Origin of the sequence: Methanobrevibacter sp., from assembly GCF_017940815.1 — an archaeon.
Lineage (GTDB): Archaea > Methanobacteriota > Methanobacteria > Methanobacteriales > Methanobacteriaceae > Methanocatella.
On record NZ_JAGAXX010000053.1, the window covers coordinates 30,560 to 55,565 of the forward strand.

At 35.9% G+C, this 25,006-nt stretch carries 25 protein-coding genes and 1 pseudogene; 11 read left to right on the forward strand and 15 right to left on the reverse strand.

Annotated elements, in window-relative coordinates; all coding sequences use genetic code 11:
- Positions 1–9: 9 nt before the first annotated feature.
- Both ILA26_RS07060 and ILA26_RS07065 read right to left on the reverse strand, forming a co-directional pair.
- Positions 10–780 carry a DUF4013 domain-containing protein gene (locus ILA26_RS07060; protein WP_366514891.1) on the reverse strand — a complete coding sequence of 257 codons (771 nt, stop codon included), beginning with the start codon at positions 778–780 and terminating at the stop codon, positions 10–12.
- Between the two features lie 73 nt (positions 781–853).
- Positions 854–1,879 (reverse strand): aminopeptidase P family protein, encoded by a 1,026-nt coding sequence (locus ILA26_RS07065; protein ID WP_292895807.1) that lies wholly within the window; start codon positions 1,877–1,879, stop codon positions 854–856.
- Between the two features lie 40 nt (positions 1,880–1,919).
- Here ILA26_RS07065 and ILA26_RS07070 point away from each other — a divergent pair, with 40 nt between their 5' ends.
- The 3 genes from ILA26_RS07070 to ILA26_RS07080 are packed head-to-tail and all read left to right on the forward strand — an operon-like array spanning position 1,920 to position 4,438.
- Positions 1,920–2,561 carry a site-2 protease family protein gene (locus tag ILA26_RS07070; protein WP_292895768.1) on the forward strand — a complete coding sequence of 214 codons (642 nt, stop codon included), beginning with the start codon at positions 1,920–1,922 and terminating at the stop codon, positions 2,559–2,561.
- A 1-nt stretch (position 2,562) separates the two neighbouring features.
- Positions 2,563–3,765 carry a YcaO-related McrA-glycine thioamidation protein gene (locus ILA26_RS07075; protein WP_292895770.1) on the forward strand — a complete coding sequence of 401 codons (1,203 nt, stop codon included), beginning with the start codon at positions 2,563–2,565 and terminating at the stop codon, positions 3,763–3,765.
- A gap of 4 nt (positions 3,766–3,769) precedes the next feature.
- Positions 3,770–4,438 (forward strand): TfuA-related McrA-glycine thioamidation protein, encoded by a 669-nt coding sequence (locus ILA26_RS07080; protein ID WP_292895771.1) that lies wholly within the window; start codon positions 3,770–3,772, stop codon positions 4,436–4,438.
- A 170-nt stretch (positions 4,439–4,608) separates the two neighbouring features.
- On the opposite strand, the gene ILA26_RS07085 is transcribed toward ILA26_RS07080, so the two are convergent.
- From ILA26_RS07085 to ILA26_RS07100, 4 genes are read right to left on the reverse strand one after another with little or no spacing between them, the layout of a single operon-like run.
- Positions 4,609–5,070 (reverse strand): hypothetical protein, encoded by a 462-nt coding sequence (locus tag ILA26_RS07085; RefSeq protein ID WP_292895772.1) that lies wholly within the window; start codon positions 5,068–5,070, stop codon positions 4,609–4,611.
- Positions 5,071–5,077: 7 nt separating this feature from the next.
- A complete protein-coding gene (locus ILA26_RS07090) occupies positions 5,078–5,923 on the reverse strand; it encodes a CBS domain-containing protein (protein WP_292895773.1) in 846 nt (281 codons plus the stop codon).
- A gap of 37 nt (positions 5,924–5,960) precedes the next feature.
- Complete coding sequence (locus ILA26_RS07095) at positions 5,961–6,383, reverse strand: universal stress protein (protein ID WP_292895810.1); 423 nt, start codon at positions 6,381–6,383, stop codon at positions 5,961–5,963.
- 41 nt (positions 6,384–6,424) lie between these two features.
- Complete coding sequence (locus ILA26_RS07100) at positions 6,425–7,579, reverse strand: amidohydrolase family protein (RefSeq protein ID WP_292895775.1); 1,155 nt, start codon at positions 7,577–7,579, stop codon at positions 6,425–6,427.
- A gap of 172 nt (positions 7,580–7,751) precedes the next feature.
- Between ILA26_RS07100 and ILA26_RS07105 the strand changes: the two genes are divergently transcribed.
- The gene (locus ILA26_RS07105; RefSeq protein ID WP_292895777.1) at positions 7,752–8,345 is read left to right on the forward strand and encodes a zinc ribbon domain-containing protein; all 594 of its coding nucleotides are present in this window, start codon (positions 7,752–7,754) and stop codon (positions 8,343–8,345) included.
- 18 nt (positions 8,346–8,363) lie between these two features.
- On the opposite strand, the gene carB is transcribed toward ILA26_RS07105, so the two are convergent.
- Together carB and carA are read right to left on the reverse strand one after the other, a co-directional pair.
- Positions 8,364–11,540: a carbamoyl-phosphate synthase large subunit gene (carB, locus tag ILA26_RS07110; RefSeq protein WP_292895779.1), complete on the reverse strand. Its 3,177-nt coding sequence runs from the start codon at positions 11,538–11,540 to the stop codon at positions 8,364–8,366.
- 21 nt (positions 11,541–11,561) lie between these two features.
- Positions 11,562–12,644, reverse strand: coding sequence for a glutamine-hydrolyzing carbamoyl-phosphate synthase small subunit (gene carA, locus ILA26_RS07115; RefSeq protein WP_292895782.1), 1,083 nt, complete (start codon positions 12,642–12,644; stop codon positions 11,562–11,564).
- Between the two features lie 213 nt (positions 12,645–12,857).
- Between carA and ILA26_RS07120 the strand changes: the two genes are divergently transcribed.
- The gene (locus ILA26_RS07120; protein WP_292895784.1) at positions 12,858–14,375 is read left to right on the forward strand and encodes a DEAD/DEAH box helicase; all 1,518 of its coding nucleotides are present in this window, start codon (positions 12,858–12,860) and stop codon (positions 14,373–14,375) included.
- On the opposite strand, the gene nadC is transcribed toward ILA26_RS07120, so the two are convergent.
- Complete coding sequence (gene nadC, locus ILA26_RS07125; RefSeq protein WP_292895786.1) at positions 14,364–15,203, reverse strand: carboxylating nicotinate-nucleotide diphosphorylase; 840 nt, start codon at positions 15,201–15,203, stop codon at positions 14,364–14,366. The genes ILA26_RS07120 and nadC overlap by 12 nt on opposite strands.
- 71 nt (positions 15,204–15,274) lie before the next feature.
- Between nadC and rnz the strand changes: the two genes are divergently transcribed.
- From rnz to nadA, 3 genes are read left to right on the forward strand one after another with little or no spacing between them, the layout of a single operon-like run.
- Positions 15,275–16,174, forward strand: coding sequence for a ribonuclease Z (rnz, locus tag ILA26_RS07130; RefSeq protein ID WP_292895787.1), 900 nt, complete (start codon positions 15,275–15,277; stop codon positions 16,172–16,174).
- The gene (locus ILA26_RS07135) at positions 16,171–16,923 is read left to right on the forward strand and encodes a mechanosensitive ion channel domain-containing protein (protein ID WP_292895788.1); all 753 of its coding nucleotides are present in this window, start codon (positions 16,171–16,173) and stop codon (positions 16,921–16,923) included. The genes rnz and ILA26_RS07135 overlap by 4 nt, the downstream gene beginning before the upstream one ends.
- Entirely contained in the window at positions 16,916–17,833 is a 918-nt protein-coding gene (gene nadA / locus ILA26_RS07140; protein ID WP_292895789.1) for a quinolinate synthase NadA, read from the forward strand. Before ILA26_RS07135 ends, nadA begins: the two co-directional genes overlap by 8 nt.
- 12 nt (positions 17,834–17,845) lie before the next feature.
- Here nadA and ILA26_RS07145 read toward each other — a convergent pair whose 3' ends face one another.
- The 3 genes from ILA26_RS07145 to ILA26_RS07155 form a co-directional block, all read right to left on the reverse strand.
- Positions 17,846–18,850 carry an alpha/beta fold hydrolase gene (locus ILA26_RS07145; RefSeq protein ID WP_292895790.1) on the reverse strand — a complete coding sequence of 335 codons (1,005 nt, stop codon included), beginning with the start codon at positions 18,848–18,850 and terminating at the stop codon, positions 17,846–17,848.
- A gap of 96 nt (positions 18,851–18,946) precedes the next feature.
- Positions 18,947–19,222: a DUF5750 family protein gene (locus tag ILA26_RS07150; protein WP_292895791.1), complete on the reverse strand. Its 276-nt coding sequence runs from the start codon at positions 19,220–19,222 to the stop codon at positions 18,947–18,949.
- A gap of 8 nt (positions 19,223–19,230) precedes the next feature.
- Positions 19,231–20,172, reverse strand: coding sequence for an alpha/beta fold hydrolase (locus ILA26_RS07155; RefSeq protein WP_292895793.1), 942 nt, complete (start codon positions 20,170–20,172; stop codon positions 19,231–19,233).
- A 123-nt stretch (positions 20,173–20,295) separates the two neighbouring features.
- Between ILA26_RS07155 and nucS the strand changes: the two genes are divergently transcribed.
- Positions 20,296–21,078, forward strand: coding sequence for an endonuclease NucS (gene nucS / locus ILA26_RS07160; protein ID WP_292895795.1), 783 nt, complete (start codon positions 20,296–20,298; stop codon positions 21,076–21,078).
- Here the strand turns inward: nucS and ILA26_RS07165 are convergent.
- Positions 21,075–21,554 (reverse strand): hypothetical protein, encoded by a 480-nt coding sequence (locus ILA26_RS07165; RefSeq protein ID WP_292895797.1) that lies wholly within the window; start codon positions 21,552–21,554, stop codon positions 21,075–21,077. The genes nucS and ILA26_RS07165 overlap by 4 nt on opposite strands.
- 70 nt (positions 21,555–21,624) lie before the next feature.
- Between ILA26_RS07165 and ILA26_RS07170 the strand changes: the two genes are divergently transcribed.
- Both ILA26_RS07170 and ILA26_RS07175 read left to right on the forward strand, forming a co-directional pair.
- Positions 21,625–22,326, forward strand: coding sequence for a PsbP-related protein (locus tag ILA26_RS07170; RefSeq protein ID WP_292895799.1), 702 nt, complete (start codon positions 21,625–21,627; stop codon positions 22,324–22,326).
- A gap of 45 nt (positions 22,327–22,371) precedes the next feature.
- Positions 22,372–23,199, forward strand: coding sequence for a carbon-nitrogen hydrolase family protein (locus tag ILA26_RS07175; protein ID WP_292895801.1), 828 nt, complete (start codon positions 22,372–22,374; stop codon positions 23,197–23,199).
- On the opposite strand, the gene ILA26_RS07180 is transcribed toward ILA26_RS07175, so the two are convergent.
- The gene (locus ILA26_RS07180) at positions 23,191–24,039 is read right to left on the reverse strand and encodes a HEAT repeat domain-containing protein (protein ID WP_292895803.1); all 849 of its coding nucleotides are present in this window, start codon (positions 24,037–24,039) and stop codon (positions 23,191–23,193) included. The two genes, ILA26_RS07175 and ILA26_RS07180, sit on opposite strands and share 9 nt — an antisense overlap.
- A gap of 135 nt (positions 24,040–24,174) precedes the next feature.
- Positions 24,175–24,906 (reverse strand): annotated as a pseudogene (locus tag ILA26_RS07185) (SDR family oxidoreductase); the annotation flags it as partial.
- Positions 24,907–25,006 lie beyond the last annotated feature (100 nt).

The window sequence follows — 25,006 nt, forward strand, 5'->3', positions numbered from 1 at the left end:
TCCAACAAATCACTCTTCAGATGCAGGAACCTCTGATTCGGAATTTTTAATCGTGGAGTAAACTGCACCAATACCCAAAAATTGAGTCGCAAACATGAATAAATCCAGAATAATAACCCAAATATAATTTAATAACCAGTTTGGAAGGGCAATATTGCCTAAAAAAGCAAATAAACCAATCGCCAGAATAATTGCAGTATAATCCTTGGCATAATTTCTCCAACCTATTTCATCAATTATTTTCTTGATAGTCACTAAATTAAAAGAGGACCAGAAACTTCCAGTGTCTGCCAGCCTAGCTAATGCAATCTCCATGAAAAATGCAGTGCAATAAAATAGTATGGACCCTAAAACGACAAACACTAATGTATTGAACGGATCATGTGCAAACAGCATGTGAATCGTTTCGGGCAATTGGATTAACATCTCCTCCAAATCAAAAGTCGAAAACCCCAATGGAGAACATACAAAATTCAAAATAACTCCCTGAATTAAAACATAAACTGAAACAACAATGCTTGACTTAATTCCTAAAGTAACAATATCCTTAATTAATAGTTTAGGTAGCCTATAACCACCATGTATCCTGTCACGAGTGATTGACATCCCATAACCCCATATGAGCACAAAACATATTAACGCAACAACATAATTAAAAGAATGCCACTCAACGCCCTCCTGGACATAATTTAATACTAAAAACAAGAACAAAACAAACAGAAAAAACGGCTTGTTATATGTGCAATAATCCCAAACTTTTTTCATCCTAATTAACGGCATTGCCACCACTCAAAATATAATATTAAAATTAAAATAGATAAATTTAACGATTAAAAGCCATATGACCCATATTTTAGACTATATTCAGAGGCAATTCCCCAATGACATTGCCTTTCTTTGAAACAGCCACAGTATCTTCAAGCCTAACTCCAAACTCACCTTCCAAATAGATTCCCGGTTCAACTGTTATGACCATGCCTTTCTCAACGATTGTATCATCACGAGGAGAAAATCCTGGAGTTTCATGGATGTCAAGTCCCAAGCTATGGCCAGTTGAGTGAATGAACCTGTCACCATAGCCATAATCTGCAATTACATCCCTTGCAACCTTATCCACTTCACAACATTTCATTCCAGGTTTGATTGCCTTTATGGCCTTGTCATGAGATTCGGCAACAATGTCCCAAATTTCCTGCTGCTTTTCTGTATAAACCATGGTTCTGGTATTATCTGAACAGTATCCTTCAAAGATGCATCCCCAATCGATTAAGATTGGTCGGTCAAGCTTTTTGGCCTCTGGAATCGCATGAGGCAGACTTGAATTAGAACCACTTGTGACAATTGTGTCGAACGATTCCTTATCCGCACCGTTTTCAATCATGTAGCGGACAAGATCAAAGGCAATCTCTTTTTCAGTGTTTTCATTGTTGAGAATGTCCAATTGCAGAAATGACCTTTGGGCGATTTCGGTTGCCCTAGTGATTTTTTCAATTTCATCAGGAGTCTTGATCATCCTTTGCTTGTCAATGTATGTTTTTGAATCGATTTCAAAATCATCCCTGAACCTGACGAAGGTACTGAAAGGCAAGGTTGGCTCAATTGCAAGATTTTTAATCCCTTCTTCCTTCAATTCATTAATCATAACATCATAGGATTCATATTCCTTAATTTCAATAGAAGAATTGTTTTTAGCCAATTCCATATCCATTTTAGATGTATAAATAACAGGATTATCCTTAATTATACAAAATGCAAAGCTGGTTGGCTTATATCCTGAAATATACTCAACATTTGTAAAGCCAGTCAACAAATAAGCATTAAAATCATCCTTTTGCATATCATTTAAAATATTGTCAATGTGAAAGTCCATAATTAATATTAGAAAAAACTTTATATATAAAATTAGATATTTTAACATTATGTTTAAATTTACACTCAGTGAAATAAGAGATTTGATAATTGCATTTATTGTCATTTCACTTTGTTTTGCAATAGCGAACGTCGGAAGAGACGCTAATGCAATTTTATCAATCCTGCCAATTATTATGGTTGGTGTTGGAGCAGGTTTCATCCTGCACGAGCTCGGACACAAATTCATATCAATGAAATATGGTTACTGGGCTGAATTCAAATTATGGCCTCAAGGATTAATATTTGCACTTGTCACATCATTTTTCGGATTCGTATTTGCAGCTCCGGGTGCGGTATACACCTATGCAAACTATATGACCGATGAAATCAACGGTAAGATATCCATTGCAGGACCTATTGTCAACATTATCCTTGCATTGGTGTTTTTAGGAATTGCAACTGCAGTTTATCCTTCCGCATTCACTTCCGAGACTTCAGTACTGATATACATCATCTGTTCAGCAGGTTACTCAATTAACAGCTTTTTAGCCGTGTTCAACTTGCTTCCAATTGGAAATCTGGACGGATCCAAAGTATTTACATGGAACATTGGAATATGGATTGCCACAATTGCAATTGCAGGAATATTAACCGCAGCATCAATGACAATTGGTGTCGAAGGTATTGTTAGATTAATATTAGGATTTTAAAATGACAGAAGAACTCACATATTTTAAAGGGACACATAGAGTAATAGCTCCAAAAAGGACAATTGAAATCAACGAGGACAAGTTAAGGACTGTTGGAATAACCCGTATTGCCGACATTACCGACCTGGATAGAATCGGAATGCCCGTCTTTACAGCAATAAGACCAACTGCAGAAGACGGAGCGATAAGCATTTATGGTGGAAAAGGAATCAGCAAGGATCATGCCAAAGCTTCAGCAATGATGGAGGGATTTGAGAGATATTCCGCTGAAAAGCAAGAGGACGATGAAACAGTCATTGCAACTGTTGGCGAAATTGGCAAAAAGGGAGACTATATAGACCCAAAATCGTTAAACCTAAATCAAAAATTTGAGAAAAAAGATTTGAGTGACATGAAGCTGGAATGGAACATATCTCATGATTTGATTTCAGGAAATGAATATTATGTCCCTTCAAATGCAGTTTTTCATCCGTACATCCATGACAATTCAGTTGAAAGCCTATTCAAGTCAAACACCAACGGACTCGCTTCTGGAAATGTCTTGGAGGAAGCGATATTACATGGAATTTTTGAAGTCATAGAAAGGGATGCATGGAGCATTTTCGAGATGACTCATAAAAACTATTCCCAAATAAACATTGACAGCATAAAAAGTGAACTTATCAATGAAATAATCGATAAATTTGAATCTGAGGGAATCAAAATCAAGCTGATGGACTTTACTGCAGACATTAAGATTCCAACAATAGCTGCTTCGGCTGATGACACTGTGACAAGGGATGCAGGCCTACTTACATTGGGTATAGGAACCCATCTCGACCCGGAGGTTGCAATCCTAAGGGCATTGACAGAAGTTGCACAAAGCAGAGCAACACAAATCAATGGTGCTCGTGAAGACACTGTCAGAGCGGATTTCGCCCGTGAGGCAGGCTATGAGAGAATGAAAAGGATTAACAAGTATTACTTCCAGCAGGAAGATGACCAAATTGATTTGGCAGACATTGAAAATAGGTCCACCACCTCAATCACAAAAGACTTGGAGATTGTTAAAGAGGAATTGATGGCAAATGACATAAAGAAAATCCTATATACTGATTTAACAAGACCTGAGATTGACGTTAGCGTAGTCCGTGTAGTGATTCCCGAAATGGAACTTTATGCAATTGACCCTACAAGAGCAGGATACAGATTTTTAAAAGTTTGATACCATGGTAAAGATTATAATTTATACAGGACTGTCCCTTCCATTTGATGAGGCTCGTGAAATTCTAGATTCACATGATGATGTAGAAGTAATATACAGAAAGCCCATAAAAAGAGGAGACCTTGGCCATGACATTAAAGAAAATCCGGACATTATAGGAATAATCGATGGAGTTTTCCATCAAAATTCTGCCGTAGGCCATAGGGAAATCATTAATGTCATGAAAAAAGGCGTAAAGGTATTTGGCGCATCAAGTATGGGCGCACTTAGAGCCTCAGAACTTGACATCTTAGGAATGACCGGAGTTGGTTATTGTTATAACCAATATGCAAGTGGTGCAGTGGATTCAGATGATGACGTTGCAGTGATGCTTGATTCCGAAACATTGGAAGCATTGTCAGTTCCGTTAATCAGCATGAATTATGTCTTCACAAATGCAGTGTCTGAAAATATCATCACAGAAGATGAAAAGGATGAACTGATTCAAATCACAAAGTCTACTTTTTATCCAAAAAGGAATTACGCTCAGACTTTAGGCGAATCAAGTTTGGATGATGACACAAAGGGAAATCTTATTGATTTCATTCGCACATCAGATGACATTAAAAAGGAAGATGCAAAGGAATTGCTTGAATATATTAAAAAATATATTGAAAGTGAAAATTTGATATAGATAACATCAAATCTATTTATTGAAATGAACACCACAATTATTTTAATGAAAAATAGCTTCAATAAAAAAATAATCCATTAAAAAAATATGCATTTAAATTAACCGCCAAATCAATAATAATGCAAGAAAAAAATTTGCTAAAAATAGAAATAAAAAATGATGAAAAAATCTTATGATTCTTTCATTTCCAAATATTTTTTTAAGACAATATCCGGAGTTTCAATACTCTGATCGAAAGTAGTTACAAACTCATTAGGTTCAAAGTCATCATCAATTTTGCTAATATGAGATAATGAAATTTCGCCGCCATCAATTTTAAAGCCAACATCATCCGCCACAACAGAAATCAGATTGATTTCAAGTTCGGAAGCCTTTTCCAAAGTTTCATTAGCCTTGACCTCATACTTCAAGTTCAAAGTCTTATGAGGCATAATCTCATTGATTGTTCTTTTTATAACTGAATCCAATAACTCTAAAAATTTTACGGCAGGCGGTAAATTATTAGCCCACCAATAAGTGAGAACAGAGTTTAAAACAATATTGTGTTCAGAAAAATCATCATACAATCTTGCACGAACCTGAACACTGACATTGTCAACTACTTTTATCACCAATACGGGACTAACAGCCATTATACCACTATTCATCAGGAACTAATGCTTTGATTAAATCACTAGCTCTTACAAGACCTACTAAATCTCCTTCAACACCGATTACAGGAATTTGTTCAATGTTCAAGGTTTTCATTTTCTTAGCACAGTCAGAAACTTTGGTTTTTGAATTAGCCACTTCAACATTATCTACAGCAACGTCACTAACAACCTTATCGGTGAATTTCAAGTGATTTTTCTCAATGTATAACACTGAAGTACTATCCCATGACCATTTATCCCCTTCAGTTCCAACAGTAGAACTGTGTTCACTTCTTTCAGAGATGATTTCAATTTCTGAAATGAAATCGGTTTCAGTTAAAATACCTGATAATTTAGCGTCATCATCTAATGCTAAAACAGATTTTAAACCAAATTGATTCATAGTTTCAAAAGCAACATTTAATGGAGCTTTTTCCCAAGTTGTAGGGACAGTTGTAATCATATAATCTTCAACAGCATCATGCACATCAATTTTTGTTAAAGCCTTAGACACCAAATCAAAAGAGGTGATGATACCTACTAATTCGCCATCATCGTTTACAACAGGAACTCTTCTAACATTATTCTCCATCATAAGGCGAGCAGCATCAACTACATCGTCACCAGGATTAACAGTAATCAATTCTCTGGTCATTAACATTGCAATTTGTTCTTCATCAGGATTATTAATTAAATCAGAACGAGTTACTAGTCCTACTAAAATATCAGTATCTTCTTTAACAACAGGAAGAACTGCTTTGTTTTCTTTTCTCATTAAGTCTAAAACTTTTTCACGATTTCCAGGAACGGAAACACTTACAACATTTTTAGACATTGTTCTTTTAACTAACATAAAAACACCTTATATCTACAATAATAAAATGGTAAAATTAATGCACTACAAGCACTGCGCATTTGGCTGAATTTACAACCTTGTCTGCCACACTGCCCATAATAAATCTATCGAAACCAGATTTTCCAGAACTACCCATAACAATCAAGTCAACGACTTCTTCTTTTGCAACCTCTAAAATGACTTTAGCAGGTGAGCCTTCTCTAATGACATGAGCAATTTTGAGGTCATCTTCATTCAATGCATCAAATTCCTTAAGATTCTCTTCGGATCTTTCTTTTAAAATTTGATTTAACTGGTATACTTCATCATCTAATGGAAGCCCGTTAACAAAATTATTTTCTGTGACACTCACAGCGATTATTTCAGCTCCACTAACTTTGGATAAAAACAAAGCGTGTTTTTGAGCTTTTTTTGCAAATTCTGACCCATCTGTAGGGACCAATATTTTTTTATACATCATTAACATCTCCCATAATATATAGATTTATATCCATGATATTATATGCTAAATTTTTTGTTAATGATATATAATATATTTTTCGTTTCGGACCTATTTATGATATTTAAGTAAGGATTTTTAGAAAAAGACTTAAAAATTATACATTCAGCAGAATTTCCAACATCAATACTATTCTTTTGAATAACATTATTAATATTCAATCCACAAACGTTTGTTGTAGCCATTTTTAATAACTCTTTAGGGTTTATGTATTTCCTATAATAAACAGACATCAATTTTAATGTGAATTCCAACTCCCTAAGCATATTCGGAGAGTTTAACATAACATTATCCGTACCGATTAAAGGACGAATTCCAAAATCAAGCATCCTATTTAATGGAGCCACACCAACATTCAGGGTGGCGTTTGCCCTTGGACAGACGACAACATTCTGATTAGATGAAGCGACTGAATCAAGGTCATTTCCTTTTGGATTAGTGAGGTGAACCAACTGACTGAAACCAGCATCAACACCTTTTCCGATTTCACTCATCCTGTCCTCATTCAATGATTCTATTTGGTTTGATTCAGATTCCGCAACATGAATTGATGAAATCTTGCCCTGCTTATTGCACTCCTCAACAATCAGTTTGGCAACTTCAGGAGTGATTTCACCAAATCCGCTTGGGGCAATCCCATCAGCAATTTTTAAAAGTTTACGAATGGCAGTTTTTACTTTTGTTAAATCAGGATCGTCACCATAAAAGCTATCGTCACGACCCAGGATAATTGGCTTGATCGGCAAGTCTGCAGAAGCTTTCTTTAGAAGCTTGACTCCATGAAGACCGCCTTCCCGGTAGTCAATGAAATGTGTTGTTCCAGATTCGACCATTTCCTTCATGGATTTTCTCATAGCATCAATCAAATCATCATCGGAAGCATTAGAAAGGGCAACATGCTTTACTCCATGAGGCGGCTTGACCATTTCACTCAATGAAAGGCCATAACCTTCATCCTTGATGATTGAATCCCCAATGTGCATATGTCCATTTATAAAAGATGGGCAAACCACAGCACCATCAACATCAATTATTTTACCTTCACTAGCCTCTTTTCCGATTTCGATTATTTTGCCATCATCAATGACAATATTTTCCTTAACAGGAACCAAATCTTGCCCTTTTAATATAATTCCGTTTGATATAGTAAACATTAAAGGAAAATCTAATTTTTTTTATTAATATATTTTTGTATTCATTACATTTATTTAATCAAAAAATCAATATTATAATTGTGATGGCCATTAAATTAAATACAACCTCAATTTATTAGAACACGTTTTAACTTCATAATATGACCATTACACTTACTTTTAAACCATCAAGGTGATTTCAATTAACTCTCAGGAAATACGATACTTTTACAGGAATATAGTAAAAACAGGCAACGTATACAGAGTTAAATATAACAATAAGGACTATGGAGAGTTCAGGAAATTATCTGACGCATTATACGAAAGAGATGCACTATTTTTTTGTAACTTTGACTATGACCTGCTTGTTGAATGCGATTTGGAAAACAAGTATGAGAACATGGAATTGCCACCATTTCCCGAAAAAAGACCGAAAGGCAGAATCAAGGGAACCAAGGTAAACAAGACCGAAAGGGAAGGAGAAATCCTTTTTGACCATAAAAAGAGAAAATTCTTTATCAAGAAGGGAGAAGACATCATAGGCGATTACGACACCATGACCGAAGCGTTTTACTATAAGAAGCTTTTAATGGACAACCATTGGGACATGAGCGTCTTAAGAACACACATCACAGAAAGAATTGAAGTCAATATAACCATTGACCCGACAAAAAAGTACAAGGTCAAGCTCAACTTCTGTCCTAAGTGTAAAAGCAGGTTAAAAATCGGTGAGGAAGAATGCCCTTCATGTGGTATTAATATTAAAGAATATTTGTATAATAATTAAAAAAAGGATAGAGAAAAATTATTCTCCATCAGCATATTTGTTTAAAGATTTTACATTGATTTCACTATTTTGAACAGCTTCAATAGCATTTAAAACTGCTCTTGCTCCAGCCAATGTGGTAACGTATGGAATACCGAGCTCAATAGCTAGACGTCTGATGATATAACCGTCTTTTGCAGATTGCTTACCTTCAGAAGTGTTGATAATCAAATCAATTTCCTTGTTTAGGATTGAATCCCTGATGTTAGGTGATCCTTGTGAGACTTTCAATACTTTTTCAACATCAGCCAAACCGGTTGCATCTCCTGTACCGTCAGTTGCAACAACCTTGAATCCTAAAGTGGATGCTTTTTCCGCAATAGGTCTGATTTTCTTTTTGTCAGCCTCTTTAACACTCATGAATATTTTACCTTCTTTAGGCAATTCCATGCCTGCTGAAAGCTGTGATTTGTAAAATGCCATTCCAAAGTTGTCATCGATACCGATACTTTCACCAGTGGATTTCATTTCAGGTCCAAGAACTGTGTCAGATTCAGGTAATTTAAGGAATGGGAATACGGATTCTTTTACAGCCACATGGTCAATCTTGATTTCTTTTGTTAAATCGAAATCTTTCAATTTGGCGCCGTTCATAATCCAGGTTGCAACCTTAGCCAATGGAACTCCAATAGCCTTACTTACAAATGGAACTGTCCTACTTGCACGAGGGTTTGCCTCAATGATGTAGACCATTTCCTCATCTAGTTTGACTGCATATTGAATGTTCATTAAACCTTTGACGTCTAATTCCAATGCCAATTTTCTTGAGTTTTCACGGATGGTGTTCAATATATGTTCCGGAATGGTTTGAGGAGGTATCACACATGCGGAGTCTCCTGAGTGAACACCCGCTTCCTCGATGTGCTCCATGATTCCTGCAATGAATACATCTTCACCGTCACATAAGAGGTCAACATCCAATTCGATTGCATCTTCGAGGAACTTGTCAACTAAGATTGGGTGGTCAGGTGAGACTTTTACAGCCTCTTTCATATATTCCTCAAGCTCGTTGACATCGTAAACGATTTCCATTGCTCTTCCACCGATTACATAGGATGGACGTACAAGCACTGGGAATGTGATTCTTTCTGCAATCTCTTTTGCTTCTTCAAATGAGTTAGCAGTTCCATATGGTGCTTGGTGAATGTGTAATTTTTCAAGCAAGTCAGCGAATAACTCCCTGTCTTCTACTCTGTCAATGCTTTCATATGGAGTACCCCAGATTTTAACTCCTGCATTTGCCAATGGCACTGCAAGGTTGATTGAGGTCTGTCCACCGAATTGAACGATAACACCATCAGGTTTTTCCTGTTCGATGACTCCCATTACATCCTCAAATGTCAATGGTTCGAAGAACAGTTTGTCTGAAATGTCGTAATCGGTACTTACGGTTTCAGGGTTGTTGTTGATTAATATTGTTTCAATTCCTTCATCTTTTAATGCAAGGGATGAGTGTACACAGCAGTAATCGAACTCAATACCCTGACCGATTCTGATAGGTCCTGCACCTAAAATGACAACCTTTTTCTTGGTGGTTGAGGTCAATTCATTACCTTTGTCATAGCTGCTGTAGTAATAAGGAGTCTTAGCTTCAAATTCAGCTGCACAGGTGTCTACCATCTTATAGGATTGCTTGATATTGTATCTTGAAAGCAAGTTTCTGATGTATTCCTCGGTTTGGCCGGACAATTCAGCCAATCTCTTATTGGAACATCCTATTTGTTTTGCTTTTCTTAAGTAATCTTCATCATCTAATTTGTCAGCAGTCACATCATTTTCAAAGTTGACGATGTTTCTGATTTTGTATAAGAAGAAATTGTCGATTTTAGTGAGCTCACGGATTTTATCGATATCCATTCCGTCCTTAATAGCTGAATAGATTTGGAAGTAGATTAAATCTGTCGGATGAGCAAGGTCTTCTTCGGTGTATTCCACATATTCGAATCCGTCAAAGCCCATATCAAGTGATCTTAATGCTTTTTGGAAAGCTTCCTCAAAGGTTCTTCCGATAGCCATTACCTCACCGGTTGCCTTCATTTGAACTCCCACTTCACGGCTGATTCCTTTGAACTTGTCAAACGGCCATCTTGGGATTTTGATAACTACGTAATCGATTGCTGGCTCAAATGATGCAGGTGTTTCCTTGGTAATGTCGTTTTTGATTTCGTCCAACGTCATTCCTAAAGCGATTTTGGATGAAATTTTAGCGATTGGATAACCTGTCGCTTTTGATGCGAGTGCACTACTTCTTGATACACGTGGGTTTACTTCAATTACCTTGTACTCATCGGTTTCAGGGTTTAAAGCGAATTGAATGTTACATCCACCACGAATTCCTAAAGCTCGGATAATCTTGATTGAAGCGTCACGCATTTGCTGAATGGTTTCATCGCATAGATTTTGGATAGGAGCGACTACTACACTGTCCCCTGTGTGAATACCCATAGGGTCGATGTTTTCCATGGTACATACGATGATACAGGTGTCTTCCTTATCCCTCATTACCTCAAACTCGATTTCCTTCCATCCGAGAACGGACTCGTCAATGAGAACTTGGTTGATGAAACTCATGTCCAAACCATGGTTAGCGATTTCAATCAATTCTTCCTCATTGTGAGCGATTCCTCCACCGGTTCCACCTAATGTGAATGCTGGTCTAACAATTACAGGGTATCCAATGTCTTCAACAGCCTTGAGTGCGTCTTCAACGCTTTCAACAGCATGACATTTTGGAATTTTCTCTCCGATTTCATCCATTAAGTTTGCGAATAAGTCACGGTCTTCTACATCTTTGATTGTTTGAACGTCAGAACCTAAAACCTTAATTCCATCTAATAATCCTAAGTCTCCAAGACCTGTTGCAATATTTAATCCGGTTTGTCCACCCATTGTTGGTAAAATAGCATCAATTTCTTCTTCTTTTATGATTTTTGCAACAACTTCTGGAGTTAATGGTTCAGTGTAAACTGTATCTGCCATATCAATATCGGTTTGAATGGTAGCAGGATTACTGTTAACAAGCACAGTTTCAATACCTTCCTCTCTTAATGATTTACATGCTTGAGAACCGGAGTAATCGAATTCAGCTGCCTGTCCGATTTGAATAGGTCCAGATCCAATAATTAATACTTTTTTAATATCCTTATCAACTGGCATATATAATCCTCATTTAATTTTTTAATAATCATCCATCATTTGGCTAAACTCATCAAAAGTATTTCTTGTATCGTTTGGACCAGGTCCCGCTTCAGGGTGGTACTGTATACAACGTATAGGAAGTTCCTTGTGAGAAATACCCTCAGGAGTTCCATCATTCAAGTTAACGTGAGTCAATACTAAATCTGTTTCCTTCAAGGATTCCTTATCGATTGTGAATCCGTGGTTTTGGGAAGTGATGTATACTTTTCCAGTGTTCAAGTCTTTAACTGGCTGGTTTTCACCACGGTGTCCGAATTTCATCTTATATGATTTTGCACCGAAAGATTTAGCGATTAGTTGCTGGCCCATACAGATTCCGAAAATTGGCAACCTGTTGGATAACTTTTTCATAGTTTCAATGGTTTCAGATACCCTATCAGGATTTCCAGGACCGGATGTAATCATCAAACCGTTAGGAGAGTAATCCAAGATAGTTTTATAATCAGTATCATAAGGGAACAACAATACTCCAATATCCCTTTCTAAGAATGAGTTAATAATGTTCTTTTTAACTCCGCAGTCAATTAAAGCAACTTTTTTGTCGGCATCTTCATTGAATACCTTAATCTCTTTTGTGGATACTAATGGAACAACATCAATATCTTCAATGCTTGGCTGTGACTTTGCCATTTCGATTAATTTATCATCTGCAATGTCTTCAGTAGTAATTGCTGCTTTAAGGGAACCTCTTTCACGAATCTTAAGAGTTAAGTCACGTGTATCGATTCCACTGATACCGGGAGTTTTAAATTCTTTTAAAAAATCATCCAAAGTTTTTTGAGGTCCAAAATTAGAGACTTCACGACAGACCTCACGACAAACAAATCCTTCAACCTGAATCTTATCAGATTGGTACCATTTTTCACTTACCCCATGATTACCTTCTAACGGGTAAGTAGACATTAAAATTTCTCCTTTAAAAGACGGATCAGTTAATGATTCAGTGTAACCACCCATACCTGTAGAAAAAACGAGTTCTCCTAATTTAGTGGTTTCATAACCGAATGCTTCACCTTTTAAAACAGTTCCATCTTCCAAAGCTAATTTAGCTATTTTTACCATTAAATCACCATTTTAAGAAAATATAATTCTCTATCTTTAATATATCTTATTTTACTATATTATATACTTTGTTTTTTAGGTGATTAATTCAAAATTCGGTAAAAAAAAAATATTTAAAAAATTGAATATTATTTAAAAAAATAAGACAAAATAAAATTATTTATATTGTTAAAAATAGTATATTAACTAATTAAATCTAAAAGAGAACAGAATATGGGCAATACAAAAAAATTAGCTAAAAGACAATTGAAAAATCCTGCCGATTATAAGAGATTTAAGGAATTAATAAAGGAAACCAAAATATACAATGCTCCTGAAACACTGACCGGAGAATTGAGACCTTATCAAAAAATCGGCTATTCATGGTTAATCCAGAATATAAGATACAGGTTTGGAAGCATCCTGGCTGACGACATGGGATTAGGTAAAACAATACAGGTATTGTCCGCAATATTGTTCTATAAGGAAAAGGGACTTTTAGAGAACAAGTCATCACTAGTAATCGTCCCGCCCACATTGATATCCAATTGGGAAAATGAAATAAAGAAATTCACACCTGAATTGACCTACTTCATATATCATGGATCCAACAGGAGATTCCCACTAGAGAACTATGACATCATTTTAACATCTTATGGAGTCGTAAGACTTGATTTGGACATGTTTGTCGATGAACCGTGGTTCTTATGCGTTATCGATGAGGCGCAAAACATCAAAAATCCGAACACAGAGCAGACAAAAGCCATCAAGGAAGTTCCGACAAGGACAAAAATAGCTTTGACAGGTACTCCTATTGAAAACAGGCTGATGGACTACTGGTCAATATTTGATTTTGTAAACAAAGGATACCTATCAACAAAGGACGATTTTAAAAGAAACTACGTGATGCCTATTGAAAAACTTGATGATGAGGAGGCCTTGGAAAACCTCAGAACAATAGCCAAGCCCTTTGTAATGAGGCGTTTGAAAACTGATGACGACATCAAGAAGGAATTGCCTGACAAATTGATCAATGACGTTTACTGCAGCCTAAGCAAAAAGCAGATTAAGCTATACAATGCAATATTGGAGGAAATTTTCTTTGACATTGAAAACTCCAAGGGAATTCAAAGGAAAGGAATAATCCTTAAAATATTGACTGCACTGAAGCAGACCTGCAACCATCCCGCACAGTTTCTGGACATTAAAAAGCCGAAGATTTCCGAATCCGGAAAAATGGAACTGCTGGTCAACATTTTAGAAAACATTTTGGACAATGATGAGAAGGTCATAATATTCACCCAATACGTTGAGATGGGCAAGCTCATTCAGGAATTGATTTCAAAGAAATTCAAACAGGAAGTATTGTTCTTGCACGGTTCACAGACCCTTAAGGAAAAAACAGAAATCATTGACACATTCCAGGAAAATCCTGACTATAAAATATTCGTTGCAACACTGAAAACCGGAGGAACAGGTTTGAACCTGACTGCCGCAAGCAATGTGATACACTATGACTTATGGTGGAATCCTGCAGTTGAAAATCAGGCAACAGACAGGGTTCACAGAATCGGACAAAACAAGGATGTGATGGTTTACAGGTTCATCACCAAGGGAACACTTGAAGAGACAATCGATGCTATAAGCAAGCACAAGACCGACCTTGCAAGCAAATCCATCAGCAATGACGAAACATTCATTACGGAAATGAGCGATGAAGAGTTAAAAGAAGTTTTATCACTAAGATTGTGATATCTCTTCCATTTTCAGACTGAAATTTAGGCTTCTTGATGAATGGGTCAATGCACCTATTGAGATTATGTCAACACCAAGATTTGCATAATCCAACAATGTTTCATCAGTAATTCCGCCGGACACTTCAATCAATGAATTTTGACGAATATTGAGTTCATTCAATTTATCAAGCACTTCCTTAACTTCAGCAGGACCCATATTGTCAAGCATCACAATATTCGCACCGTTTTTCACACATTCAACAGCATCATCCAGGCTTTCAACTTCAATCTCTATTTTCTTGGAAAAGCTGGTGTTTTCCTTTGCTCTTAAAAGCGCTTTGAGAGGTGTTCCACAAGCGGCAATGTGATTGTCCTTAATCAATACCATATCATCCAACGCAAACCTGTGAGTATCAGCACCCCCAACCTTTAAAGCATGCTTATCAAACTTGCCTATTGCAGGAGATGTCTTACGAGTTCCGGCAATCCTGACGCTTGAGCCCTTAACAAGCTCAACATAATGATTAGCGGCACTTGCAACACCACTCATTCTCATTAGCAAATTAAGTGCAGTCCTTTCTAAAAGCAAAATTGTCCTTGCATCCCCTTTGCAAGAGAGCAACAAGTCTTTTTTAGATATTTTACTACCTTCAGCCATCCAGAATTTGACTTGAACTCCAAATTCCTCAAATAAATCTCGAATTATATTAATTCCTGCAAGAATCCCTTCATCCTTTGATATGATATATGCGTTTACAATCTTACCTTCGTCAACAACCGCATTTGATGTGATGTCTCCGAATCCCTCATCTTCAGCAAGCATATATTCAATAATTTTTTCCAAAAAATCACCTAAAATTTAATATGATTATGAATATATATTAATTTAAGAAATTAATAAAAGTGAGTATTATTATGGAAATAATTTTTTTAGGAACTTCATCAGCAGTTCATTCGAAAGAGAGAAACCATCCGTCAATTGCCCTTAAGGCCTTTGGCGATGTAATGCTGTTTGACTGCGGTGAAGGAACACAAAGGCAAATACTTTCCACAAAAGTAAGTCCAATGAAAATATCTAAAATATTCATAACACATTACCACGGAGACCACATCTTAGGCCTTCCGGGGCTGTTGCAATCAATGAGCCTGCATGGTAGAGAGACTCCCTTGACAATTTACGGCCCGAAAGGATTGAAAAACATTAAGAATGCCATCTACTCCTTAGGTTACTGTGCTATCGAATATCCGATTGAATTTATTGAAATAGACTCTGGAATTATTGAGGAAACCGAGGAGTATGTGATAACCGCCCAAAGGGTTAAGCACAATGTTCCATGTCTTGCATATTCGATTGAAGAGAAGAAAAAACCAAGATTCCTACGTGAAAAAGCCATTGAATTGGGAGTTCCTGTGGGTCCTGCATTTGGACGCTTGCACAATGGAGAGGAAGTTGAAGTTGACGGCAAAATCATAAAACCAGAACAGGTACTGGGCGAACCTAGAAAAGGAAGAAAGATAACCTATTCCGGAGACACAAGACCCTGTGAGGAAATGATCAGTCTTGCAAAGGACAGTACCGTGCTTATCCATGAATCCACTTTTATTGAAAAAGAAAAAAGCAATGCAGAAGAGCATGCCCATTCAACTTCAATAGATGCTGCGTACATTGCAAAGGACTCAAACAGCAAGGAATTGATTCTGACACACATCAGTACAAGATACAGCAAGGAATATGAAGAGATGATGTTGAACGAAGCCAAAGAAGTGTTTGAAAATACAAGAATGGCTAAAGACCTAATGGAAATAGAATTATGATTTTCCCAAACTTTAATGACCCCGCAACATATGTATTGTACCCCCTACTGGTAGTTATCATAGCATACATAGCTACAAGAGTCACAGCACATGCACTAAACAGAATGAACAAATATAAAGATGATATGACTGCAATATACCTCATTAGAGACATAATCACTGCAGTCATATATTTTGTTGCATTAATGATTGTTCTGCAAGTATTTGGAATCAATCTTGCAGGAACATTGTTGAGTGTAGGTATTGTAGGTATTGCAGTGAGTTTTGCAGCAAAAGATATCATTTCCAATTTATTTTCAGGAATAATGCTGATATTGGGAAGGAGCGTAAAAGTTGGAGATACTATTGAAATCAACGATAAAAAGGGATATGTTGAAAAGATTTCTCTTAGATCCACTGTACTCGTTGACGATTATGGAGTTAGAAACAACGTTCCAAACTCAACATTGACAAACAACGAATATCTCCAATTCAAAGATACTGAAATGTATAGGGTAGACATCTTTGCAGGAATGCCTCTGGACATTGATATGGTGAACTTTAGAGAATACCTAATCAAAAAAATGAAAAGTTATCCAGAAATTTCAGACAAACCTCAACCAGACGTTTATGGAAGAGAGATAAGTTTTAAACAAAGTAAAGTTAAAGTATCATTCTGGGTAAAAGACTTTAATGATAAAGATAAATATAAATTAATAATCATCAATGAAATTAGAAAATATATGGAAAAAGGTGAAAACGATGAATAGTCCACTTCAAGAAGAGATATTGAAATTAAAAGAAGATAAAAACGCTATAATCCTGGCACATAATTACCAACCAAAAGAAGTTCAAGAAATTGCCGATTTTCTTGGAGATTCACTGGAATTATGTATCAAGGCATCCGAAATTGATGACAAAGACTTGGTAATCTTTTGTGGTGTGGATTTCATGGCTGAAACCGCATTTATTCTAAATCCAGACAAAAAAATCGTCATACCAACTCTTGAAGCGGAATGTCCTATGGCACACATGCTTCCAGAAGAAGAATTATTGAAAGCTAAAGAAGAGCACCCTGATGCAGGAGTCATTCTTTATGTGAACAGTATTGCCGAAGCTAAACAACATGCAGACACATTATGCACTTCCGCAAATGCCGTAAAAGTTACTGAAAGCTTGCCTCATAATAAGATATTATTCGGACCTGACAAGAACCTAGGAACTCACGTTGCAGAAAAAATAGACAAGGAAATCATTCCAGTCCCAAAAGATGGTCACTGTTACGTTCACAGACTATTCCATGTTGAAGATGTGGAACTTAAAAGAGAGCAATATCCTAATGCAGAGATAATCTGCCACCCAGAATGTAATATTGAAGTTCAAAAAGCAAGCGATGTTGTAATGTCAACTGGAGGAATGTTAAGACACATTGCTGAAAGTGACAAAGAGGAATTTGTTATCGGAACTGAAGTGGACATGATTACAAGAATCAATTCAGAAGTTCCCGGCAAAAAGTTATATCCATTGCTTGAAGGGGCAATTTGTGAAACAATGAAATTGCACACCCTTGAAAAAATTAGAGATTCACTTGTCAACGAGGCTCCAGAAGTCACATTGCCAAAAGATGTTGCTGACAAGTCAAGAAAAGCAGTTCAACACATGTTGGACGTTTCAAAATAGCTAGATTACTAGCTACTCTTTTTTATTTTTTAAACTATCCATAAACAATTTCAAATCATCTTCAATTATTGAACAATCATCATAGTCCACACGGTCCTCTTTTGAATCAAAAATGACGACAGTTGCATTTTCTATCATGTTTTCCAACGGCAATACGTCAAATTCTGGAGTATAATACATATCATCGTCAGAACTAACGATTAACATTTCCGCCTTGATGTTTTTTAATTTATCCTCCAAATTATACTCTAAAACTGCCTCATTACGCAAATTGAAATCATAGATGTCTGTGAACAAACCTTCATCAACATAATCATCCATCAAAACATCAATCTCCTCATTGGACATGTTTTGAAATATTTTTTTGGAAAATTGATTTGAATATAACAATTTGTTTATGGAAACCATGATTCTGGATAATGAATCACTGTATAAATCTGAATAAAAATCGTCATTGGATTCTATAATGCTTTCCATACATTTGGAGACAACATAACGGTACCCATTTGTTTTATATGAACTTCCAGCAACCATTATGAAATCCATTTCATCAGGATACTCACAAGCCCAAGTGTATGCCTCATATCCTCCGACACCACGACTTATAATTCCAAAAACATGATCTATCCCAAATCTTTCTTTTAGAAACTGCCTTTTGAAATTAACACGATCTTTCATAGTGTATTTTGGAAAATTGTGCTTAAGATTTGTGGTGGAAGGTGAACATGAATCAGGGAATCCCAAGGAAGTGATTGAAATAAAATAGTACTCGTTAAAATCCAAAGGTTTGCCTTCGGCAGTGAGCTTATATAAATCATCTAAAGAGGAATAGTTACCATTAAATGTATGGCAATAAACAATTACATTAGTGATTTTTCCATCGTCATCAAATTTTGGAGTTCCTTTTGCGGAATATTCAACGACAACATCATTTAAAACTCTTCCAGACTCAAATTCAAACTCATCCAATGAGCATTTATCGTATCCAATGAAAAAATCGTTTGTAATTCCCATCATTTAAACACACCTTGTTGTTATTATAGTATATAATTAAACAAAGTATATAAAATTTGCTTGGTTTTAATCAAAAACTATAAATAAAGATTAATTAGTTTACATATCTTCCAAAAAGCTTGATAAAAATACATTCATTTCAATTTCCTCACGTGCTATGAAATCATCAAGCCTAATTTTTGCAACATCACTTTGGAAAGGATACAAATCTTCATCAAAATAGCTTTTAATAAAAAGGGAGCCATCATCAATTCTTGTCTGTTCCTCTAAAGACTCTTTCAGAAAATCCAATTGATCTTGAGACAATTCATCAACCTTATATTCAACAAAATATTTGTCCCCCTCATTGCCATAATCAATTATATTTACAATCATGAAATCACCTAAAAATCATCCATAAACTCATTCAATTCATCTGAAATATCTTCAAGCACGTTAAAGCACAAATGACCCAAATCAGAATCCATTATGATTAATTGAGCATCACGTATCATTTCAGACATTGGAATTCCGTCAAGTTCCGGAGGAAAATGAGGGTCCTGTTTGCAGGAAATGATTAAAACCTTAGATTTAATCTTGTCCAAGTCATCTTCAACGTCATAATTCATGCAGGATTCGTTGCAATATTTCAAGTCATAAATGTCAATTTCCATCATTTCATTGCCAAAACTTTCCAATTCAGCCGCAAGTTCATCATTTGACATGTCCCTTAATGCCTTTTTAGAAAGTCCAAAATTGAATTCCGCCAAGTTTGCCAATCTTAAAGTCCTGAGCAATGAATAGGTCATTTCTCCTTTTGCATAATCCGGATCGGAGGTGATTATTTCATCCACAAATTTTGAAAGGACATAATCATGGCCTGCAACCTTATAACTGCTTACACCGACAATTAAAAAATCAGAAAAATCCAGATAATGAATGGCTGAAGTCAAGCTGACAAAACCGCCCATGGAGTTTCCAATCATTCCCAAAACATGATCAATATTGAATTTTTCCTTAAGGAATTGCTTTTGGAAATTGACAACATCCAAAATGGAATATTTTGGAAATTTGCTGTTCAAGTTTGTAGTTGATGGAGAGCATGAGCCAGGAGAGCCCAATGCAGTAAGGGAAATGAAAAAATATTTGTTTTCATCAAAGGCATCTCCCTCGCCAACCAACGGAGCAATTTTCTTCATTGATGAATAATTTCCAAGAGATCCATGACAGTATAAAACCGCATTTTTTATTATGCCGTTTTCATCATAAGCAGGAGTTCCAAAAGTCATATACTCAACCTGAACCCCATTTAAGACCTCACCATTTTCAAATTCAAATGAATCCATAGTGTAATATTCATTTTTTCCTTCAAAATACTCATCATCGTAAATATAAATTCCTCCGCATAAATTCTGTATATTCCTTTGAAAAACAAATTATTTAAATTAAACTAAACAATGTTTATTGTGATGAAATATAAAATTTTAGAACACCCAAGTTGCGAAGATGCATATGACCTCGTTCAGGACGCATTGAGAAAACGAGCAACAATAATGATGTTTGCATGCTGCAAAGTTAATTATGAAGGTCGTGCATTAAGTGAACTTAACTGGGGAGAACGCATAATTATGATTAAACCGGATGGTGCATTTTTAATCCATCAAGAAAAAAAAGTCGAACCGGTCAATTGGCAACCGCCGAAATCAAGAACCAGAACATATATCAAAAATGAAAACCTTTTTTTAGAAAGCCACAGAAGAACACCTAAAGAGCTTTTAACCGCAGAGGTTAGAAAAATCCAGTTCATTAGTTATGCCAACATGGAAGACTTCGAAGAGCTCGAACAGGCAGGCTATGAAAAGGACATGAGCGACATGATTATGGAAAAGCCCCATCTCATTGAAGAAGGTTTCACACCTACCACACGAGAATACAGCGTAGAACATGGTTTTATCGACATACTTGGAAAAGATAAAGACAATAACCTGATGATACTGGAATTGAAAGCCCGTAAGGCAGGAGTTACTGCCGTGAAACAATTGAGAAGATACATTCAGGATATGGAAAATACCGAAAACGATTATCTAAGAGAAGTCAATGCTGAAAAGAAAAAGATTAGAGGATTGCTTGTCGCACCATCAATAATGGATGATGCATTAGAGCTAATCGAAGAAGAAGGCATTGAATTTGTCTCAGTAGAACCTCCTCGTGAGTTAAAAAGAGATAAAAAGGTAACATTAGATGCATTTTAGTCCAATGCATCCTCAATTTTTTTCAATTCATCTTGGAAATATTTTTTTGTAAAGTCATTGGCCGGAATAGAAGTGGTCACATGACAATCTTTTTCTAATTTATATATGAGATAATCTTCAGTTTCAAGTGAAAGAGTGTCTTCATCACTTAATAATTCTAATCCTTCCAATTCATCCATGATATTGTTGAATTCTGTTTTTTCAAGTTCAATAGCCTCATCCAGTTCCATCTCTTGCACTTTTGGATTCAATTGTAATGCGATTGCGACAAAACCATTAACAGTTTTATCTGAAATTTCAAAACGAGAATTTCTGATTTCATCCATAGAGAACTTAATGTGAGTCACTGTGTTTTTAGTGACAGGAATTTCTCTAGACAAACCAATTTGATTGATTTCATAATGGTTTTTCCAATCACCCACTTTGTAAACTGCATAATTTATATCATCAAGATTAATAATTTTTTCATCTGCCATATTATCACACTTTATTAAATATATTTTTATATTATAATTAATAAATGTAAATTTTAATGGAGGTCAAAGTGTGAAAAAATGTCCAAAATGTGGAAATCCTAGTTATGATGGTGCTCCTGTTTGTGGAAATTGTGGTTACAATTTTCCAAAACCAAAAGTTGTAGCCCCTAAAAGCGAGGATATCTTCCAACAAGAACCAAAAGTTGAAAAAGAATCCAATGATGAAGATACAATCAGTATTATAAAAAGTCATAAACTTCTTATTGGTGCAATAATACTTATAACATTAATCGTTATTTGCGGAATTGTCCTTACAGGATCAAATAGCAACTCCAACTCACCATTACAATCAGGCAATAATGGAATGTCATATGCCGATGGAGAGTTCTCATTTAAATATCCTGACAATTGGAAGGAAGTAAACGGAAGTGATGAAACTCACCCTGGAGCAAAATTCTTCCAAAATGACAATAATACCACAATTGAGTATTATAATGTTACAAGCAATGCAGATTCCGTAAAAGAGATAGCTCAAAGCATCATCACATCTGCACAAGGAAAAGGTGCTTATGTAGAACTTGTTGAAACAATAACCCTAGACGGTAGAAATACCTCAAATATTGTTTTAGAAGATGCTGATGGAGACTACACTCGTTATGTTTCAATGTTTAGCGATGGAATGACATATGTATTAAAAGTTAACGGAGATTCAATGAATACCGTTACTTCCGAAGAAGTAAATTCCATTATAAACACTGCAGATATTGCTTAAGTATGAAAATTTAATTTCATACTTTTTCTATTTTTAAAGATTATCATGACAAAAATCAAACTTGCTCTTTGTCAAATGAATGTTATTGACAATAAAAAGGCCAACCTCGAAACTGCCCGCTCAATGATTGCAAGCAGCGCAGAGGAAAACGCTGATTTTATAATTTTACCTGAAATGTTTAACTGCCCTTATTCAAATGACAAGTTCATTGAATATTGTGAAACTGAAAACAGCAGCCAAACATTAAAGAGCATTTCAGAATTATCAAAAGAGAATGACGTTTATATCCTGGCAGGATCAATTCCTGAAAAGGAAGGCAACAAATTATTTAATACTAGCTATCTTTTTGATAAAAATGGAGACATAATCGGCAAGCACCGTAAAATGCATCTTTTTGACATTGACGTTAAGGACAAAATCACTTTCAAGGAATCAGATGTCTTAACCGCAGGAGATGGAGTCACAGTTGTTGAGACAGAATTTGGAAAAATAGGCATTGGAATATGTTATGACATCCGTTTTCCAGAACTTGCAAGGATAATGGTTGAAAAGGGAGCATCAATACTATGCTATCCCGGTGCATTCAACATGACCACCGGCCCTGCCCATTGGGAACTGTTATTCAGGTCAAGAGCATTGGACAATCAGGTTTTCTGTATTGGCGTGGCACCTGCCCTTAATGAAAATGCAAGCTATCACAGCTACGGCCATTCAATTGTTGCAAACCCCTGGGGAGAAGTATTGTCACAAGGCGATGAAAAAGAGCAGATAATATTCTGTGAAATTGATTTGGATGAAATAAAAAAAATAAGAGAAGAACTTCCTCTTTTAAAGAACAAAAGGGAAGATCTTTATGAAACTAAATTATTTTAATTTAGCCAATCTTTTTTCGAAGTATGCTAATTTCTTTTCATTGTCAGCAAATACTTCACAAGCTGTTTCTATGACCCTGACCTCATTGTCATAATCATTGGATTTTCTATAGAGAACACATAATCTTTTATATGGTGCATCCTTAGTCTGTTTTGATTCTACGTAACTTTCATATCCTTTAATAGCCTTTTGAACGTTAGTCTTTTCCATTTCCTTAAGAGTACTCATTGGAATTAAAGATACAACCGCCTCACCAGACTCTTTAGCTTTTTGTCTTTTTTGAGCTTTTTTGATTGCCTTGTTACAGGATTTTTTAAAGTCCTTGTCACTTTCAGCCTTTCTTGCATCTTTGATTAATTTAATGGAATCGTCTGTTGCAATATCTCCTAACGCTTGAATGGCAGCTAATCTAACACCCCAATCTTCATCCTCCAAACATTTTGCAATTGAATCCAATTCCCCTTCTGCTTGGAGTTCTCCCAATGCACGAACTGCAACTTTTCTAACACCAAAATCCTCATCAGATGTTGCATCAACAAAATATGGAATAACTTTTTCGTCTTTGGTTTCTTTAAGTGCAAAAGCCAAGAAACGTTTGTCCTTACCCTCTGCATTTTCAAATTCATCAATTAATTTATCGACAGCCACTTCACCCATGTTTCCTAAAATTTCAGCAGCTTTGAATCTTACTTGAGCACTTTCGTCAGTGGTGGCTTTAATTAATGGTTCAATAGCTTCTTCATCAGTAATTCCAACTAATGACTCTATTGCTTCTTTTCTCACTTTAACATCATCATCAGATAAATTGTTAATAGCTTCTTCAAAACTTAAATTTGACATGATAATAATTAGATTTTAAGAATATATAAACATTTGAACTTTTCATTAAAAAAATAGGTTTTGATTGGTTGTTAAAAGAATTGGGAATATTGCCCTAAAAAAAGAAAAAGAAAATTGAAAATAGAAATTTTCAATTTAAATACAAGTGTATCCACCGTCTACAGCAATAGCTTGTCCAGTTACGTAACTGGATTTAGGGGATGCTAAGTATACTACAGTGGAATCTAGTTCTCCATCAACACCAGATCTTCCTACAGGCACTACAGTTTTTGTGTATGCTTTGTACTCATCGTTGTCAATGGTTGAACGAGTAAGTTCTGTTGGGAAAGTACCAGGACAGATTGCGTTTACAGTAATATTATATTTTGCCCATTCTGCTGCTAATTGTCTGGTTAAGTTTACTACTCCACCTTTTGCTGCTGCATATGGAGAGGTTGGTGTTGCCATGGTTCCTACTAAACCGAACATGGATGCAGTGTTGATGATTCTTCCGTATTTTTGTGGAATCATTGCTTCACGTGCAACTGCTCTGGACATCTTGAATGTACCTGTAAGGTCTACATCCACAGTCATGTTCCATTCTTCGTCAGTTAATAATTCTGCTTCTTTAGTTGCACCGTATCCTGCGTTGTTATGGAGAATGTCAATTCTTCCGTAGTGGTCCATGACTTCTTTAACACAGTTTTCTACACTTTCGGTATCGGTTACATCACAAACTACACCAATGCAGTCTACGCCGAGTTCTTTGATTTCGTCTGCTACTTGGTCTAATCTTTCTTTCCTTCTTCCGGTAACAACAATGTCTGCGCCATATCTAGCATATGCTTTTGCCATGTCTACTCCAATACCGGAGGATGCACCGCTTACGAGTGCTACTTGTCCTTTTAAGGAGTCTGTAAAATTTTATAGGCTTATTTAATTTTTATGTGTTTTTGTGTCCAGTTTTGCATTTGGAAGTCTAAAAAGG